The following is a 16,005-nucleotide window of genomic DNA, read 5'->3' as shown; positions in this document are numbered from 1 at the left end:
CGGCCCGGCATACGCCACGAGTCCGCCGGGCCGGCCTTACCCGGCCGCGGTGAGGAATGACTTCAGCAGCGGCCCGGAAGTGGTCGCCCCGAGGCCGCCGTCCTCCACGAAGACCGCTACTGCCAGGTCTCCGTGGACTGCCACGATCCAGGCGTGGGTCTTGGGCGGGTTTTCCTTGCCGAACTCTGCGGTACCGGTTTTGGCCCCGACCGGGGCTCCCGGGACAGTGGCCAGGAAGCCTGCATGCCCCGAGGTCACCACGGCGCGCATCATGTCCGCCAGCGAGGCTGCCTCAGCCGCCGTGATCGGCTTGTCCGACGCGGTTGCCGGCGCTTCGGCGCTGGCGGTCGCTGAGGGCTGGGCAGACGGGGCGCCGGCGCCGCTGGTTGTCCCGGCGGCGGCAGCACCGCCGTCGGGGTTCAGGACGAGCTGCGGGGACACTGGGGCTCCCTTGGCCACCGCACCTGCCATCATGGCTGCCGCCAGGGGCGACAGCAGCACTTTGCCCTGGCCGATCATGGAGGCTGCGTGCTCAGTGCCCTCCGCTTCCGCCGGAACAGACCCGAGGAACGCATCGGCACCGAGCTTCGGCGCCTCGACGGCAAGCCCCATGGCCATAGCCGCGGCTTCAAGCTGTCCCTGGGACACCGAGTCGCGGGCGGCAATGAACGCGGTGTTGCAGGAGTGCGCGAAGGCATCCCGGAGGGTCACCGAACCCAGGGAGCTTTCCGGGTAGCCTTCCGAGTTCTTGAACGTGCGCCCGTCCACGTTGAGCGTCGGCGTGCACTGGACCTTCGAATCCGGTGTCAGGCCGTTGCGGAACATGGCCAGGGAGTCAACCATCTTGAAGGTCGAGCCGGGCGCGTACTGGCCCAGCATGGCGGTGTTGTAGCCGTTGCTTCCCGGCCCGGAGGCTGCGGCGAGGACAGCGCCGGTGGAGGGCCGCAGCGCCACGATGGCGGAGGCGGGCTTGACGTCCTGGAGGGTGCTCTCGGCCAGTGCCTGCAGCCGGGGATCCAGTGTGGTCTTCAGTGGCGTCCCGGGTTTCGTTGCCGTCTCGAAGAGGACGCGGCGCGGGTCCGTTCCGGAGGCCTGGAGCTGTTCGCGCGTCAGGTCTGCGCGCTGGGCGCGGATTACCACGCCGTCAGTCCCCCTGAGCTGTTCGTCGTACTGCTGCTGCAGGCCGCCGACGCCGGTCACGTCGCCGGCGGCCAGCTTGCCGTCTGACGCTTCAATCTGTTCGGCGGTGGCCTGGCTGACGGATCCCAGGACCGCGCGGGCGAAGGTCCGCGACGGGGCCAGCGGCACGGAATCCGGGATGGCCCGGGCGCCGGGAATGGCGGCGATCTGTTCGTTGGTGACGGTGCGGCCTTCTTCGCGCAGGGTGATGGCGGGGACGAAGGCTTCCGCGCCTGACGCTTCGACCTGGCGGGTGTACGCTGCGGGATCCACCCCCACCAGGTCGGCCAGCCTGGCGGCTGATCCGGCGGCGTCGGCCCCGCCCAGCCGGGGCTTGTCGATGCCAACGTTCACCACGGGTCGGTACGTGACCAGGGGAGTGTCTCCCGCGCCAAGGATGTCTGCCCGCTGTGGGGACTGGGTGCCCATGGACAGGATCTCGGAGTCATTGAGGTCGGGGGCAAGGGCTGCGGGGTCCCAGACCGTCTGCCAGGTGTCACCGGATTTCCGGAACTTGGCCGGGACCGTGTACTTCCACTCGCTGTCGGCGATCTTCCAGCTGTAGTTCAGTGGCGCGGAGGCGTTGTCCCCGTCCAGGCTGAGTTCCCCGGTTTCCACGGTGGGCTTGGCCGGATCCAGCGCCGCGAAGACGCTCTTGAGCTGCTCATTTGCCGCTCCGGCGTCCTTGCCGTCAAAGGCTACGCCGGCAACGTCCAGCGCGGACAGCGCCGATGCCAGCTGGCCTGCTGCCGCTTCCGCTCCGCCCCTGCCGTCGTCGCAGGCCACCAGCGATGTTCCGATGACGAGGGCAGCTACTGCCAGTGAAAGTTTTGTTGTTTTCCCCATCGCGCCATTATCCCCCGTGGGTGTGACTCAGGCGGACAGGCCGAGCTCCGGTACAGGCAGGCCGAATATGTCTTTCAGGGCATACGTCGCGGCGTGCAGCCCCGGCATGCCGGTGACCCCCGGGCCGGGCGGGGTGGACGACGAGCACAGGTAGACGCCGCGCAGCGGGGTGCGCCACGGCACGGGTGAGACAACGGGCCGCTGCACCAGTCCGCGGAGGTCCATGGCTCCGGCACTGAAGTCGCCGCCAATATAGTTGCGGTTGTAATCGGCGAGCCCTGCGGCGGAGACCGCGTGGGACTGCAGGACCAGGTCCCGGAAGCCTGGCGCATACCGCTCCAGCTGGGCGGTGACGGCCGCGGTCATGTCCCGGGTGGAGCCGGCGGGAACGTGGCAGTAGGTCCACAGCGTCTGTCGTCCGTCCGGGGCGCGCCCTGCATCGAACCGGGACGGCTGGGATACCAGCACGTAGGGCCGTTCCGGGTGGCGGCCGGCAGCAACGTCGTTTTCGGAGCGGGCCAGTTCCTCCCGTGTCCCGCCGACGTGTACGGTGCCCGCATCGGCCAGGCCGGCCGCCTGCCAGGGAACGGGACCGGACAGGATGAAGTCGACCTTGCAGGCACCGTTGCCGTACCGGAACGATTCGAGCGAGGAGCGGTACCGGGCCGGCAGGGAGTCACCGGCCATCCGGACAAGGCCGCGGGGGGAGACGTTGAGCAGCGTGGCCCGTGCGGAGGGCAGATCCGCAAGCCTGTCCACCGGCGTGGAGGTATGGATGGTGCCGCCGTGGGCGCGGATGTCCTGCGCCAGGGCCTCGGCGATGGCCATCGATCCGCCTCTGGGGATGGGCCAGCCCTGGGCGTGCCCCAGGGCGCTGAGCATCAGTCCGGCTCCGGCCGCGGCCAAGGATGGCTGGTGGGAGATGGGGTGCGAGGCCACCCCCGCCAGCAGCGCGGGGGCTTTCTCCTCCCTGAAGCGGAGGTTCCACAGCGGCGTCCCCTGCTCCGCCGTGCGAAGGCCGAAGATTGCGGCCGCGAGGGGGTCCCGTGGGATCCGGAGCAGCTGGTTCTGGGTGAAATCCATGATCCCGTCGATGCGGGCCACGAGGGGCGCCAGGAGGTGACGGTACGCGGCGCCGTCCCGGCCCAGTTCAAAGGCCGTACGGTCCAGGGAGCGCCACGCCAAGGCAGCCCGGCCGCCGTCCAGGGGCGAGCCGTAGGACAGCTCGGGGCTGATGAGCTCCACGCGCCGGGACAGCTCAAAGGCGCGGAAGAAGGGGGATTCCAGGGCCATGGGGTGGACGGCGGAACAGACATCGTGGAAGTGCCCGGGCTGCATCAGTTCGGACGTCCGGGTGCCGCCGCCGATGGCCGTGCCGGCTTCGTAGACTTCCACCGACAGCCCTGCCCGTGCCATGACCGCTGCTGCTGCGAGCCCGTTGGGCCCTGCTCCCACCACGTTCACATCAGGCATGGGCGGATTCCTTCCAGGGAAGAAGCGACGCCGATGGACGGCGGAGGTTGAGCCGCAGCCGGTCGGGAGCGTTGGCGAACGGACCCCCCTGCGGGTCGTCCAGATGGTGCCGGCGGATGGGGTCTTGGGCGGGGTCGTAGATGTCCCGGACAACCCGCGCCATGAGGTAGGCAACGGCGACCATGTGCGCGACGACGGCAAGGACGTAGTAGGGCATGTCCAGGTTGTGCTGGGAGGGGCCGGCGCTGGTCACCTGACCAAGGTACATCCACACCGCTGCCCAGTGCAGGCCCTCAATGCCCTGCCAGGCCAGGAAGTCGCGCCAGCGTGGACGGGCCAGTGCAAGGAGCGGGATCAGCCAGAGGACAAACTGGGGGGAGTAGGCCTTTCCGGCCAGGACGAAAGCCGCGACCAGGAGGAACGCCAGTTGCGCCAGCCGTGGACGCCGTGGAGCGGACAGGGCCACGGCGGCGATCAGGACGCAGGCCAGGATGAAGAACCCCGCGGAAAGGGCATCAACGCCCTCGGGAGTGATCCCCGGGCGGCCCAGTTTGGCCGCCACCAGGTTGTACGCGAACCAGGGCGAGCCATAACCGGCATCGCGGCCGGCGGAAAACTGCAGGTAATAGGCCCAGCCAGCCGGGTTGGCGACGGCGAACGGCAGGTTTACGGCAGCCCAGCTGACGGCCGCCGCGCACACGGTCATGAACAAGGGGCGGTAGGTCCCGGTCCGGACGGCCAGCAGGAGCATGGCCAGGAGGATCAGCAGGGTGTAGGCGTTGGCGGCGACGGCCAGCCCCATCAACACACCGGCGGCAAGTTGCCGCTGCGCGGCAAAAAGGTACATTCCCACGGCCAGCAGGCACACGGCCCACAGGTCCCAGTTAATGGTGCCCGCAAGGATCAGCCCGGGCGCCACGGCCACCATCGCAGCATCCCAGGGCCGGCGCGCGGACATCCGTGCGGTGGCCAGCACCGTGACCATGGCGGCGGCAGCCAGCAGGACGGCGTTGAGGTCGAAGAACGCCAGCACCCGTGCATCGGCGCCCAGCCCGCCGGGAACCAGCAGTGCCGTCAGCCCGGCCACCAAGCCCACCAGCACCGGGTACTCGAACTGGCCGCTGATGATGGGGAAGGCGCCATCGGCCAGTCCCCTGGTGCGGAACAGCTCGGGAAGATCGGAATAGCACGTGGCGTAGAACTGGGTGGGGGATTCCCAGCCGTTCGAGCGGCAATAACCTTTGATGAGGACGCCCAGGAGTGCCCCAACGAGGGTGAGCAGGATCAGGACCCGTTCCACGGTGAAGACCGCCGGGGACACCACTCCCGGATCCGACCTGCGGCCCATCGGGCCGCCCGCCACTTCGGTGAAGTTCCGCAACAGCACGTCGCTGCGGCTGGGAACGACCAGCCGGGACCGTCCCGCGCGCCCCCGGGGCTCGGTTTCCTGCATGGTCCCGAGCTTACAGCCCGCCCCGGGACCGGGGTCCGCGGGGCGGGCGTCAGCGCAGTCCACCCAGCTGTTGGTGCATCAGGACGTAGACGTCGTCACGGTGTTGCTCCAGCAGCCGGCCGTTGAAACTGGTGCTGCTGTTCCGCCGGCGGGCGGCGGACACGAGTTCGCGGAGTTTTCGTATCAAGGTACTCACCTCCTCTCCGGAATGTCATTCCGTTTTTAGGCACGACAAATAAAGTCGTGCCGAAAAAAGATTTTTGGCAATAAAGAGCCGCAATTTCCGGGCGCGCCGGAATGAGGCAGGAAAGGGCGGGCCAAAAAGAGGCCTGAATCGCAAAAGGGCCGTCAGCAGGGGGTCATGGAATCGCCGGCAACGGGCCTGCTCCTACGGGCGGCCAGCCGGAGGAACGGCCTGTGCACGGGGATGCCAGTCAAGGCCCGGCCGTGCGCGCTCCGTGCTGGTGGGTCCGTGAAACGGTTGCAGCCACCGCTGCAGCAGCGGTAGGGGCAGGGGGCCTAGTGGCCGGAAAAACCGTACGGAAAGTGCACCTTGTGCGCGGAGGCCGGGGCATCGTTGACGGCCACATTCCATTCGCCAGTCAAAGTCATCATTTTCCCAACCTCCTTTTCTTTCCCTTGCGGCATCAAAGCGATGCGGCAGAACGGGCGATGCCCCCGGCAGAAAGCCGTGGGGTCAGGAATAAAGCTACACCATAAACTTCAGGGTGACTATCCTTTCAACCCGGAATTATGGGAAATTACCGGAAGAATAGTTTCAGAGTCCCCACCGGACGATTGCAGGCGTCCTTTTATCCCATCCGAGCGTGCAGACCTTGGCGGTGCCCAGGACAAAGTGCCGCCCCTCCACCGGCGGCAGTTCAAGCCACCGCGCGGTCAGGATGCGGGAGAAATGCCCGTGCGCCACGACCAGCACGTTGTCCATGCCGGACTCCAGCACGCGGCCGATGATCTTGTCCGCCCTGGCAGCCACCTCATCCAGGGTCTCCCCGTTGGGAACGCCGTGCGTCCAGATCAGGTAGTCGGGGTTGTCCTTGCGGATGAGGTCGGAACTGATGCCCTCATAGTCGCCGTAGTTCCATTCAACGGCGAGGGGTTCATGCTGTGCATCGGGGAAGCCGGCCAGTTCCGCGGTCCGCCGTGCACGCCTGAGGGGGGACGTCAGCACCAGATCGAAGTCGACGCCGTCCAGTACCTTGCGGGCTTCCACCGCCTGCTGTTCACCTTCAACAGTGAGCGGCAGGTCAGTGAGTCCGGTGTACTGGCCGCTCTTGGACCATTCGGTTTCCCCGTGGCGGAGGATCCAGAGCTGGGGACGGGGGGCAAGGGCGGGATTGGTCACTGGGACTCCTCAACTGGGGAAGGTTCGACGCCGGCGGGGGACTGTCCGTCCTCCGGTGCAGCAGGTGCTGATTCAGGTTGTTCGCCCCACCAGCGGAGCAGCCTGGCCTCCGCTTCGTCGACAGGCAGGGGGCCGTGCTCCATCCGCTCGTTAAGGAGGAACTTGTAGGCCCTGCCCACCAGGGGTCCGGGCTTGAGTCCCAGCAGCTCCATGATCCTGGCACCGTCCAGGTCCGGCCGGACGGCATCCAGCGATTCCTGTTCACGCAGGGCCGCGATTCTGGCTTCCAGGTCGTCGTAGGCGAAGGACAGCCGGTCTGCCTTGCGCTGGTTGCGCGTGGTGACGTCCGAACGGGTGAGCCGGTGCAGCCGTTCAAGTTGCGGACCGGCGTCCGTGACGTAGCGCCGCACGGCGGAATCAGTCCAGCCTGCGTCGCCGTAACCGTAGAAGCGCATGTGCAGTTCCACCAGGCGCGCCACGGCCTTGATGGTGTCGTTGTCGAAGCGCAGGGCCTTCATGCGCTTGGTGGTGAGCTTGGCACCCACCATGTCGTGGTGGCGGAAGCTGACCGCTCCGCCCGGTTCGAAGCGGCGCGTGGCCGGCTTGCCGACGTCGTGCATCAACGCCGCGAACCGCAGGATGAAGTCAGGGCCGGGAACGGGCCCTTCCCCGTCCGTCTCCAGCTCAGCTGCCTGCTCCAGGACCTGGAGGGAGTGCTGGTAGACGTCCTTGTGCCGGTGGTGCTCGTCGGCTTCGAGCCGGAGCGCCGAGACCTCGGGCAGGACGTGCTCGGCCAGTCCCGTGTCCACCAGCAGGTCCACCCCCACCCGGGGCCGGGCACCGCTGATGAGCTTGACCAGCTCGTCCCGCACCCGCTCCGCGGAGATGATCCTGATCCGGTCCGCCATGTTGGTCATCGCCTCCCGGACGTCGTCCCGGACCGAGACGCCCAGCTGGGAGGCAAACCGGGCAGCGCGCATCATCCTCAGGGGATCGTCGGAGAAGGAAGCCTCCGGCGCGCCGGGCGTGGCCAGGAGTGAGGCATGGAGGTCGCGGACACCGCCGAAAGGATCGACCAGTTCCATGGACGGCAACTTGAGGGCCATGGCGTTGATGGTGAAATCCCGGCGCAGCAGGTCGTCGGTCAGCGATGAACCGAAGGCCACCACCGGCTTCCGGGAGTCCGGATCATACGCTTCGGCCCGGTACGTGGTGATTTCGATCTGGAACCCGGCCTTGCGCATGCCGATGGTGCCGAAGGCGCGCCCGATGTCCCAGAAGTTGTCCGCCCATTTCTTAATGAGGGCAACGGTCTGGTCCGGTGTGGCATCAGTGGTGAAGTCCAGGTCCGGCGAGGTGCGGCCAAGGAAGAGGTCACGCACGGGGCCACCCACCAGCGAGAGTTCATGGCCGGCGTCGACAAAGCGCTGGCCGAGCTCCAGGACCACCGGGTCCACCTGGAAATCGACGGTGTGGGAATCAGTCTTGTGATGTGCGTGCGCCATAGTTACTTAAGCTTGGCAGAAACCGGCGCCGCGGCAGGCCAAAAAGACCGTCAAGATCCGGGTGATCCGGGAGCACCCGGGAAACTGCGTCATATGCCGTCCATGTTTGCGTCATGTTCCGGTCATCACGAACGGGGAACAGTCGTTAGAGTGGACTCCATGGCCCATCCAGTACCGAGCGCTCCAGGCAGGAGGACAAACGCACCATTGCCGTCGGCAATCGGTGCGCACGTCGCCCCTGCCCAGCATTCGGCGCCGGCGTCGCTGCCCACGGTGGAGGAAGTTTCCGCCGGCGGCGTCGTGGTGGACACGTCCGACGCCGAGCTGCGGGTCGCGATCATTGCCCGCCTTAACCGCGGCGGACGCCTCGAATGGTGCCTTCCCAAGGGGCATCCGGAGGGCAAGGAAAACAACGAAGAGGCAGCGGTCCGCGAAATCGCCGAGGAAACCGGCATCGAGGGAAGCATCCTCGCCCCGCTGGGCAGCATCGATTACTGGTTTACCGTCAGCGGCCACCGGGTCCACAAAACGGTGCACCACTACCTCCTGCGTGCCACCGGCGGCGAACTGACCATTGAGAACGATCCCGACCAGGAAGCCGTGGACGTTGCCTGGGTCCCCATCCAGGAACTGGCCCGCAAGCTGTCCTTTCCCAACGAGCGGCGGATCGCCGACCTCGCCCGCGAGGTCCTGCCCGGCCACCTCTGACGCCGTACAGGCGCGCAGCGACCGCCCGCATTGCGGTGTTATGCGCCTCCGGGTGAGACGATGAACTCGATGTCAGCAACCAATTTTCCTTCCGACAAAGCCGGCCGTCCCGGCAATGCACCGCCGGAAGGCCTTCCCGAAGAACCGGCAGCACCGGACGCGGCACCCGTGGCTGCCGGAGCCAGCGAAACCCGTTCCAGCGCCATCATGGCCGCGGGCACCCTGGTGTCCCGCTTCCTCGGCTTCGGCAAGACCTGGATGCTCGGCACCGCCCTGGGCCTTGGCTCCACGGTCAACGACACCTTCATCAACGCGAACAACCTGCCGAACCTGATCTTCCTGCTGGTGGCCGGCGGTGTGTTCAATGCCGTCCTGGTTCCGCAGATCATCAAGGCCAGCAAGGCCCCGGACCGGGGAGCGGACTACATCAGCCGGCTGCTGACGTTGGCGGTGCTGCTGCTCCTGGGCCTGACGGCGCTGGTGACCCTGGCCGCACCGCTGGTCATTGACGTCACCACGCAGGGGTACGATCCACAGCAGAAGGCACTGGCTGTGACCTTCGCGTTCTGGTGCCTGCCGCAAATCTTCTTCTATGGCCTGTATGCCCTCCTGACCCAGGTCCTCAACGCCAATGGGGCTTTTGGACCCGCCATGTGGGCGCCCATCCTTAACAACCTCGTGGCCATCGGCGGCCTGGGGATGTTCATCTGGATCTTCGGAACCAACGAGTTCAGCCCCCACACCCTGGACAACTGGGGCAGCACACAGACGCTGTTCGTGGCCGGCTTCTCCACCATCGGCGTGGTGGCACAGACCGCCATTCTCCTGATCCCCGTCTTCCGGCTGAAGCTGGGGCTGCGTCCGCGGTTCGGCTGGCGCGGCGTGGGACTGGGCCAGGCAGCCAAGCTGAGCGTCTGGACGCTGCTCACTGCCGCCGTCGGGCAACTCGCTTTCCTGTACGTCATGCGCATCGCCACTATCCCTGGCGCGGAACGGCTCCGGCTGAAGGAAGCGGGAGATCCCGCCGGTGACATGCTGCCCGGCAACGCCGTCCTTGAGGTGGCCAGCCAGCTGTACCTGCTGCCGCACTCGATCATCGCCCTCTCCCTGGCCACGGTGCTGTTCAACCGCATGACCAGGGCTTCGCAGGACGGGAACCGGGCAGAGCTGCGGGAGGCGCTGTCCCACGGCCTGCGGACCATGGCGGTTGCCACCGTTTTCGGTGCGCTGGCGTTGTTTGCCCTGGCCGGCCCGCTGGGCATGTTCTTCTCCGGCGGCTCGCGGCAGGATGGGGTGATGCTGGCGCAGACGCTCACCATCCTGGCGTTGAGCACTCCGTTCATGAGCGCCAATTTCATGATGTCCCGGGTTTTCTACGCCAACGAGGACGCCCGCACGCCGTTCTATGTCCAGCTGCTGCTGGCGGTGGTGTACGTGGTGGGCGCCTTTGCCATCCAGTTCCTGCCCGTCAACCAGATCATCTACGCCATCGCCGTGCTTTATATGGTGGGCAACATCCTTTCCGTGGTGATCAGTGCCTGGTTCCTGCGCCGGTTGCTCGGCCACCTGGACGGGCCGCGGATCGCCAATTCCTACATCCGCATGGGCTACGCGGCACTCGGGTCCGCGATTGCCGGCGCCGGCGCGCTGTGGCTGATGGGCAGCTACAGCGCCGACGGCTTCGCCTGGCGGGACCGCATCACGGCGCTGCTGACCGTGGTCGTGGTGGGCCCGGTCATGCTGGTGGTGTACTTCTTCCTGCTCAAGCTGTTCCGCGTCGCTGAACTGCGCGACCTGCTCCGTCCGCTGCTCGGACGCCTGGGCCGGGGCGGCCAAACTGCACCGGCAGCGGCAGGCGGCGTCCCGCCGTCGTCCGCCCCGGAGGGAACCCCCGCCGTCGAGGCAGGCCCCGCGGCGGAGCGGCCGGCCCGCGCCACCACGTCCGTGGACACCGGCCTCATTCCCCGGATCTCCGGGGAATTCGACGCCGTTTCCTTCAGGGCCGGCCCGGAGCCGGAGCGTGCAGCGCCCCGCGGACAGGACGACGACGGCGCCAACCTGCCCGGCGACGGCGCCTACCTGCCGGCCGAGGAACAATCCGGCACCGCCCGCGGCGGCATGCTCCGCGAACAGATCCCCCTTCCGGGGCGCCGCACCTACCAGGGCAAGGCGGGAGCTAACCCCTATTTCAAGCAGCGGCGGCCAAGGCAAAAGTGACCGGGGCGCTGTTTCGGCGCTTCATTCTCCCCGGCGGCCCAGCCTCAATCCGCTAGGATCGAAAAGGTACAGGGGGAAGTAACATCCGGGTGGCGGCCAATTTGGCGTCCCCGAATGGCCGGGTATCCCATGCCGGCGATCCCGGGAAGTCTAGGAGGAACACGTGTCCAACCCGATCGATGTCGGATCAGTACTGGGCGGCCGCTACAAGGTCACAGCCACGGTATTGGCCTCGCATGACCACGATCTGGTGCTGGATGGTGTGGACCAGGTCCTCAACCGCCCGGTCAGCATCCTGGTGGCCGGCCCCCAGAACACCGAACAGGTGGCCCAGAGCGCCCGTGAAGTGGCAACCGGTGAACGGCCCGGAACGGTGCAGGTCCTGGACCTGGGTGTCACGGAAGCAGCCACATACCTGATTACCAACCACACGTCCGCCGCCGACCTGCTGGACCTTGTGGTGGCCTCCAACCCGCCGTACGTCGAACCGTTCTTCACCGACACCCTCGGCAGCGAGATCTTCGGCCAGGCCCGCTCCCACGAGCCGGAACCCTACGACGAAGAGGACAACGTCGAGGCCGGCTACATTACCTATTCAGAGACGCACCCGGACCAGGTTGATCCGTACCGGGATTCGCCGAGGACAGCCCCGGCCGTTCCGCCGCAGCCGCCTGTCCGCCCGGCAGCATCAACTGCTCCTGTGCCGTCGTCGAAGGCCCGGAACATCGGGGGAGGCGCCGGGGCAGCGGCGGCCGGTGCCGCAGCTGGTGGTGCAGCCGCCGCTGGGACTGCCGCCGGCGCCGCCCGTCCGGCCCCGCCGTCGGCCGCTCCTGCCTCGGCAGCTGCTTCCCCGGACCCTGAGGCCACAGCGGCCCACCCGGTCCAGCAGTCCGCCGCCGGAACCGGCGCCGGTTCGGGCGCCGAGGCCGGACGACCCAAAGTCTCCCTGTGGTCGGATGACGACTACGCGCAGGCTGAAGACCAGGACGAATACGGCTACGACTACGACGAAGCGCCGACGGAGGAGGACCAGCCCGCCCAAAAGAAGAGCTCCCTCTTCGCCCGGGCCGGCGCCTCGGCTGCTGCCGCCGGTGCTTCCCTGGGCCACCGCGGAAACTACGACGACGGCCGCGACGAATACGACGACCGCGACGACGCTGAACGTGAGCCGCGCTCCATGCGCTGGCTGGTGGGCGGACTCCTCGCGGTGGTGCTCATCGCCGGCCTCATCTTCGCCGTCACCAACCTCGGCAGCCTGTTCTCGCAGCCGCAGGCCGAAGGCCCCGCCCCGGCCACGTCCAACAGCGCACCGGAAGCCAGCGAAACTCCGTCGCAGGCTCCCACGTCTGCTGCACCCGCTGTCCCGCCGGCCATCGACAGCATCTCCCGCCAGGGCAACTTCGACTTCGCAGCAACCTTCGACGGCGACCTCGTGAAGGCCTACGACGGCAACGCGGCCAGCTACTGGTCGGACATGGAATTTGCCACCGAAAACTGGGGCGGACTCGCTCCCGACGGCGTTACCCTCGCGGTCAAGCTGAAGAGCGAGGCAACCGTCAAATCCGTCACCCTGTCCCAGCTGGGAGGATCCGGCGGCAGCATTACGGTGTACACGAACGACCGGCCGTCGCTCGACGGTGCCAAGTCCGTGGGAACCAACAGCTTCACGTCGGGGGACCTCAACCTGCCGCTTGCCGAGCCGGCGAAGGCCCAGTACGTGATCGTTGCCATCAACTCACTGCCCAGGCTGGCTGCCCCGAAGACGCGATACGGCTACGGCCTCCGGCTCGCCGAGATCAAGGTTCAGTAGCTGACCCGCCGTATCTGACCTTGGCAAAGTAACCTCTGCCTGCACGGCCCTGGCCTGCCTGTAATCTGGAAAGAGCGCCCGGCGGAAGCCGCGGCACGCCATCACCCCGGCTGCCGCCAGTCTCCGGACGCCGGAATAATCAGCATCCAGAAGCAGTTGTGCCATGTGGCCGGCCCCCACAAGGGGGCGCGTCGAACAAGGAAGAGGTTCACCGTTCAGTGACCATCGCAGAAAACACCGCGTCAGACGTACGTGATGTCATCATCGTCGGCTCAGGCCCGGCAGGTTACACGGCAGCCGTCTACACTGCCCGCGCCAACCTGAAGCCGCTGCTGTTCGCCGGCTCCGTGACAGCGGGCGGTGAGCTCATGAACACCACCGACGTGGAAAACTACCCGGGATTCCCCGAAGGCATCATGGGACCGGATCTGATGGAAAACTTCGAAAAGCAGGCCACTCGGTTCGGCACCGAGATCCAGTTCGAGGATGTCACCGCCCTGGACCTCGAGGGCCCTGTGAAGACGGTTACCATCGCCACCGGTGAAACCTTCAAGGCACGCGCCATCATCCTTTCCACCGGTTCCGCCTACCGCGAGCTCGGCCTCCCCAACGAGAAGCGCCTTTCAGGGCACGGCGTCAGCTGGTGCGCAACCTGCGATGGTTTCTTTTTCAAGGGCCAGGACATTGCGGTCATTGGCGGAGGTGACTCCGCAATGGAAGAGGCGCTGTTCCTCACCAAGTTCGCGAAGTCCGTCACCGTGGTTCACCGCCGCGACTCCCTGAAAGCCTCGAAGATCATGGCAGACCGGGCCTTGGCACACGAGAAGATCAACTTCATTTGGAACAGCACCGTTGATGACGTCATCGGTGAGGACAAGGTCACGGGCCTGAAGCTGAAGAACCTGGTAGACGGCTCCGTTTCCGATCTTGCCGTAACGGGCGTCTTTGTGGCCATTGGCAACGATCCCCGGACCGACCTCGTCAAGGACGTCCTGGACCTCACTCCTGAAGGAACCATTGCGGTGCAGGGGAGGAGCTCCAAGACCAGCCTGCCCGGCGTCTTTGCAGCCGGCGACGTCGTAGATCCCACGTACCGCCAGGCCATCACTGCGTCCGGCTCGGGCTGCGTGGCGGCCATCGACGTGGAGCACTACCTCGCGGATCTCCCCGCCTAAGAAACTGCCAGTTTAGAGTCCGAGAAGAAAGATAGGCAATGAGCAACGCTAAAGATGTAACCGACGCAAGTTTCAGCACGGACGTTTTGTCCTCGGAGAAGCCCGTTATCGTTGATTTTTGGGCGGAATGGTGCGGTCCCTGCCGCAAGCTCGGCCCGATCCTCGACGAGATTTCGGTTGAGTACAGCGAGAAGGTTGACGTTGTTAAGGTGAACGTCGATGACAACCCCGCCATCGCAGCAGAATACGGCATCACGTCGATTCCTGCTGTCTACCTCTTCCAGGGTGGCGAAGTGAAGAACACTGTCATTGGTGCGAAGCCCAAGCAGTTCTTCGAGAAGGAATTCTCAGACGTTCTTTCATAGACGTTGCGGTGCCTTCTCGTGGCGCCAAGGTATAGGGGTGGCTCCGTCTACGGACGGGGCCACCTTTTTAAGTGCACCATCCGCGGGAGAAGCACTGTCACGTGCAAGCTGGCTGTAGGCGCGGACCGTGGCGCCATCATGCTCACCGCCTTGGGACGCCCGCTGTTTCACGTGAAACGTCTTTTCATATGCTGGCCAGGTGCTGCCTGAAGAGGCTTCGACACTCACCATCGGAATCAGGGACGCAGCCCGCCTACGGGCCGCCAACTTTAGAGTCAAAAACTGCCCAGAGTGTCCTGGGCTCTCATTCTTTAGGAGGCCGCAAGACGATGTAGCACCGTCCCTTGATCACCAGCTCACAGTCATTCATCGTTTCACGTGAAACACCTCCTGCCGATAACGACTGTGCCCGAGAATAGGTGATACGGAGCGACTCGCTGGAGGCATAGGAAGGCCAAGAGTCAACCTCAGAAGCCGCTAACTGCTAGAACAATCGGCCAGGGACGTATCACGTAGCCATGTTTCGCTGGAACGAGCCTCGGCCTGGCTAATAGTTGCTGCATCAGGTGACGAAACTGGAGGAAAGGTGAATTGCGGTGCCCATTTCGGAGCACCCATAGAACCCGAAATTGGTCGAACATCCCTACGACGTCTTCGCTTAGGGCAAGCCCATATTTGGCTGCTCAGTCCCAGGCGAGACGCCATCGACAGAAGCACGCTGGCGCCAGCTCGCAGGCCGGTCCTATCACACCCGCGAAACTTGTCGTTTCGAGTATCAGTGGCATCTTGACCGCTGCAGCGCTGGGACCGACGGCCGGTCGTGCCCCTGTCAGGGTCAACCCCGATATCCCCACGCAAGCACGCGCACCGCGACGATGACATTCTCCGCGTAGATTTGCAGTCAAGATACTCGCCGCAGACAGAATCGGATGAACCCATTCGACCGGTTCACCCATGCAGTCTGCTAGGTGCCTAAGCCACAAGTAGCGCTGTAGATCGAACACGGAGACGCAAGATCGTGCGCAATGATCTCAGGCGCAGTGCCGCCACAAACTTCACCGACCTATGCCGCGCGCAGTCCAAGAATGCGGTGATGTTTGGGAAATCAGGAAAACCATCAATAGTCCCTCCACGCCGGCTCCATAGACAGCTCAACCCGGTCGCCGCGGAAGCTAGGCAGGATGTCCAAGGCAACTGGCCTCGGGTGGGTATTTATCCCGCGCAGCGCCTGCCGCCGTCCTGTCGACATGTTGCGGACCACATGGCCGTCGAACATCTATGCATCGCTGAGCAACCCCAGCCATTGCTCCACATCGACAACCAGCTCGACCGGCTCTGCGACAGCGTGTGCGTTCACAGCTTTTCGTCGCCGCGTTGTTTCACGTGAAACGAGCATCAGACTGCCAGCGCTGGGTGGAACGGCAACCAGGACACAGCCTGGAAAGCTTGCTATGCCGCGTGCCGAGTTCTTGGCCGCTGAGGGGCTTCACCCGTCACCGCCCGTTTCTGCTTGGCAGAAACGTATTAGGGGGAGAGCAGGCTGGACTTGGAGGACGGGATCGGTATGACCACCCGGCCACTTGGGGGCAGAAGGACCCAGAAACTACCAACCCCATCCGACAACCTACATCCACCCGACGACCTAGCGCTTCACCTATTCGCCCGGTTACGCGTTCTTCCAGGCCTGGCTCTTGCCCCTTGATGCGAGTACCAAGCACGCACTGGCCAATTACGGGCACCGGCAGTGACGGAAGAGCCAGCAGTAACAGCGTGTTTCACGTGAAACACTCTCGGACACGAACCCTCATAACAAGCAAGAAGGTGCCTAACAGTGGACACCGCAGCACGCCGGAAGGACTCCGCCTGCATGAGCTCCCACCCACCCCCACACCCACACCCGCAATGTAGGCC

11 protein-coding genes are annotated in these 16,005 nt (G+C 65.6%); 5 read left to right on the top strand and 6 right to left on the bottom strand.

The window, feature by feature from the left end; all coding sequences use genetic code 11:
• Positions 1-36: 36 nt before the first annotated feature.
• The 6 genes from AS031_RS18955 to AS031_RS18935 form a co-directional block, all read right to left on the bottom strand.
• Complete coding sequence (locus AS031_RS18955) at positions 37-2,025, bottom strand: penicillin-binding transpeptidase domain-containing protein (protein WP_058269721.1); 1,989 nt, start codon at positions 2,023-2,025, stop codon at positions 37-39.
• A gap of 27 nt (positions 2,026-2,052) precedes the next feature.
• Positions 2,053-3,498: a phytoene desaturase family protein gene (locus AS031_RS18950; protein ID WP_058269720.1), complete on the bottom strand. Its 1,446-nt coding sequence runs from the start codon at positions 3,496-3,498 to the stop codon at positions 2,053-2,055.
• On the bottom strand, positions 3,491-4,951 hold the full coding sequence (locus tag AS031_RS18945; protein WP_058269719.1) for a glycosyltransferase family 87 protein: 1,461 nt from the start codon (positions 4,949-4,951) through the stop codon (positions 3,491-3,493). The genes AS031_RS18950 and AS031_RS18945 overlap by 8 nt, the downstream gene beginning before the upstream one ends.
• A 49-nt stretch (positions 4,952-5,000) precedes the next feature.
• Positions 5,001-5,138 carry a hypothetical protein gene (locus AS031_RS19995; protein ID WP_158505839.1) on the bottom strand — a complete coding sequence of 46 codons (138 nt, stop codon included), beginning with the start codon at positions 5,136-5,138 and terminating at the stop codon, positions 5,001-5,003.
• A gap of 591 nt (positions 5,139-5,729) precedes the next feature.
• Complete coding sequence (locus AS031_RS18940; RefSeq protein ID WP_058269718.1) at positions 5,730-6,314, bottom strand: histidine phosphatase family protein; 585 nt, start codon at positions 6,312-6,314, stop codon at positions 5,730-5,732.
• The gene (locus tag AS031_RS18935) at positions 6,311-7,819 is read right to left on the bottom strand and encodes a CCA tRNA nucleotidyltransferase (RefSeq protein WP_058269717.1); all 1,509 of its coding nucleotides are present in this window, start codon (positions 7,817-7,819) and stop codon (positions 6,311-6,313) included. Before AS031_RS18935 ends, AS031_RS18940 begins: the two co-directional genes overlap by 4 nt.
• Positions 7,820-8,026: 207 nt before the next feature.
• Here AS031_RS18935 and AS031_RS18930 point away from each other — a divergent pair, with 207 nt between their 5' ends.
• The 5 genes from AS031_RS18930 to trxA all read left to right on the top strand — a co-directional run bounded on the left by AS031_RS18930 (position 8,027) and on the right by trxA (position 14,094).
• Positions 8,027-8,527, top strand: coding sequence for an NUDIX hydrolase (locus AS031_RS18930; protein ID WP_058269716.1), 501 nt, complete (start codon positions 8,027-8,029; stop codon positions 8,525-8,527).
• A 69-nt stretch (positions 8,528-8,596) separates the two neighbouring features.
• Positions 8,597-10,744: a murein biosynthesis integral membrane protein MurJ gene (gene murJ / locus AS031_RS18925; RefSeq protein ID WP_058269715.1), complete on the top strand. Its 2,148-nt coding sequence runs from the start codon at positions 8,597-8,599 to the stop codon at positions 10,742-10,744.
• A 163-nt stretch (positions 10,745-10,907) separates the two neighbouring features.
• Positions 10,908-12,554, top strand: coding sequence for a protein kinase family protein (locus tag AS031_RS19910; protein WP_058269714.1), 1,647 nt, complete (start codon positions 10,908-10,910; stop codon positions 12,552-12,554).
• Positions 12,555-12,772: 218 nt separating this feature from the next.
• Entirely contained in the window at positions 12,773-13,729 is a 957-nt protein-coding gene (gene trxB, locus AS031_RS18915; RefSeq protein WP_058269713.1) for a thioredoxin-disulfide reductase, read from the top strand.
• 38 nt (positions 13,730-13,767) lie between these two features.
• Positions 13,768-14,094, top strand: coding sequence for a thioredoxin (gene trxA, locus AS031_RS18910; RefSeq protein ID WP_058269712.1), 327 nt, complete (start codon positions 13,768-13,770; stop codon positions 14,092-14,094).
• Positions 14,095-16,005: the final 1,911 nt, after the last annotated feature.

The organism is Pseudarthrobacter enclensis (assembly GCF_001457025.1).
GTDB classification, from domain to species: Bacteria; Actinomycetota; Actinomycetes; order Actinomycetales; family Micrococcaceae; genus Arthrobacter; species Arthrobacter enclensis.
The sequence above is the reverse complement of the archived record's forward strand: the minus strand, read 5'-3'. Positions and strand labels throughout refer to the sequence as shown.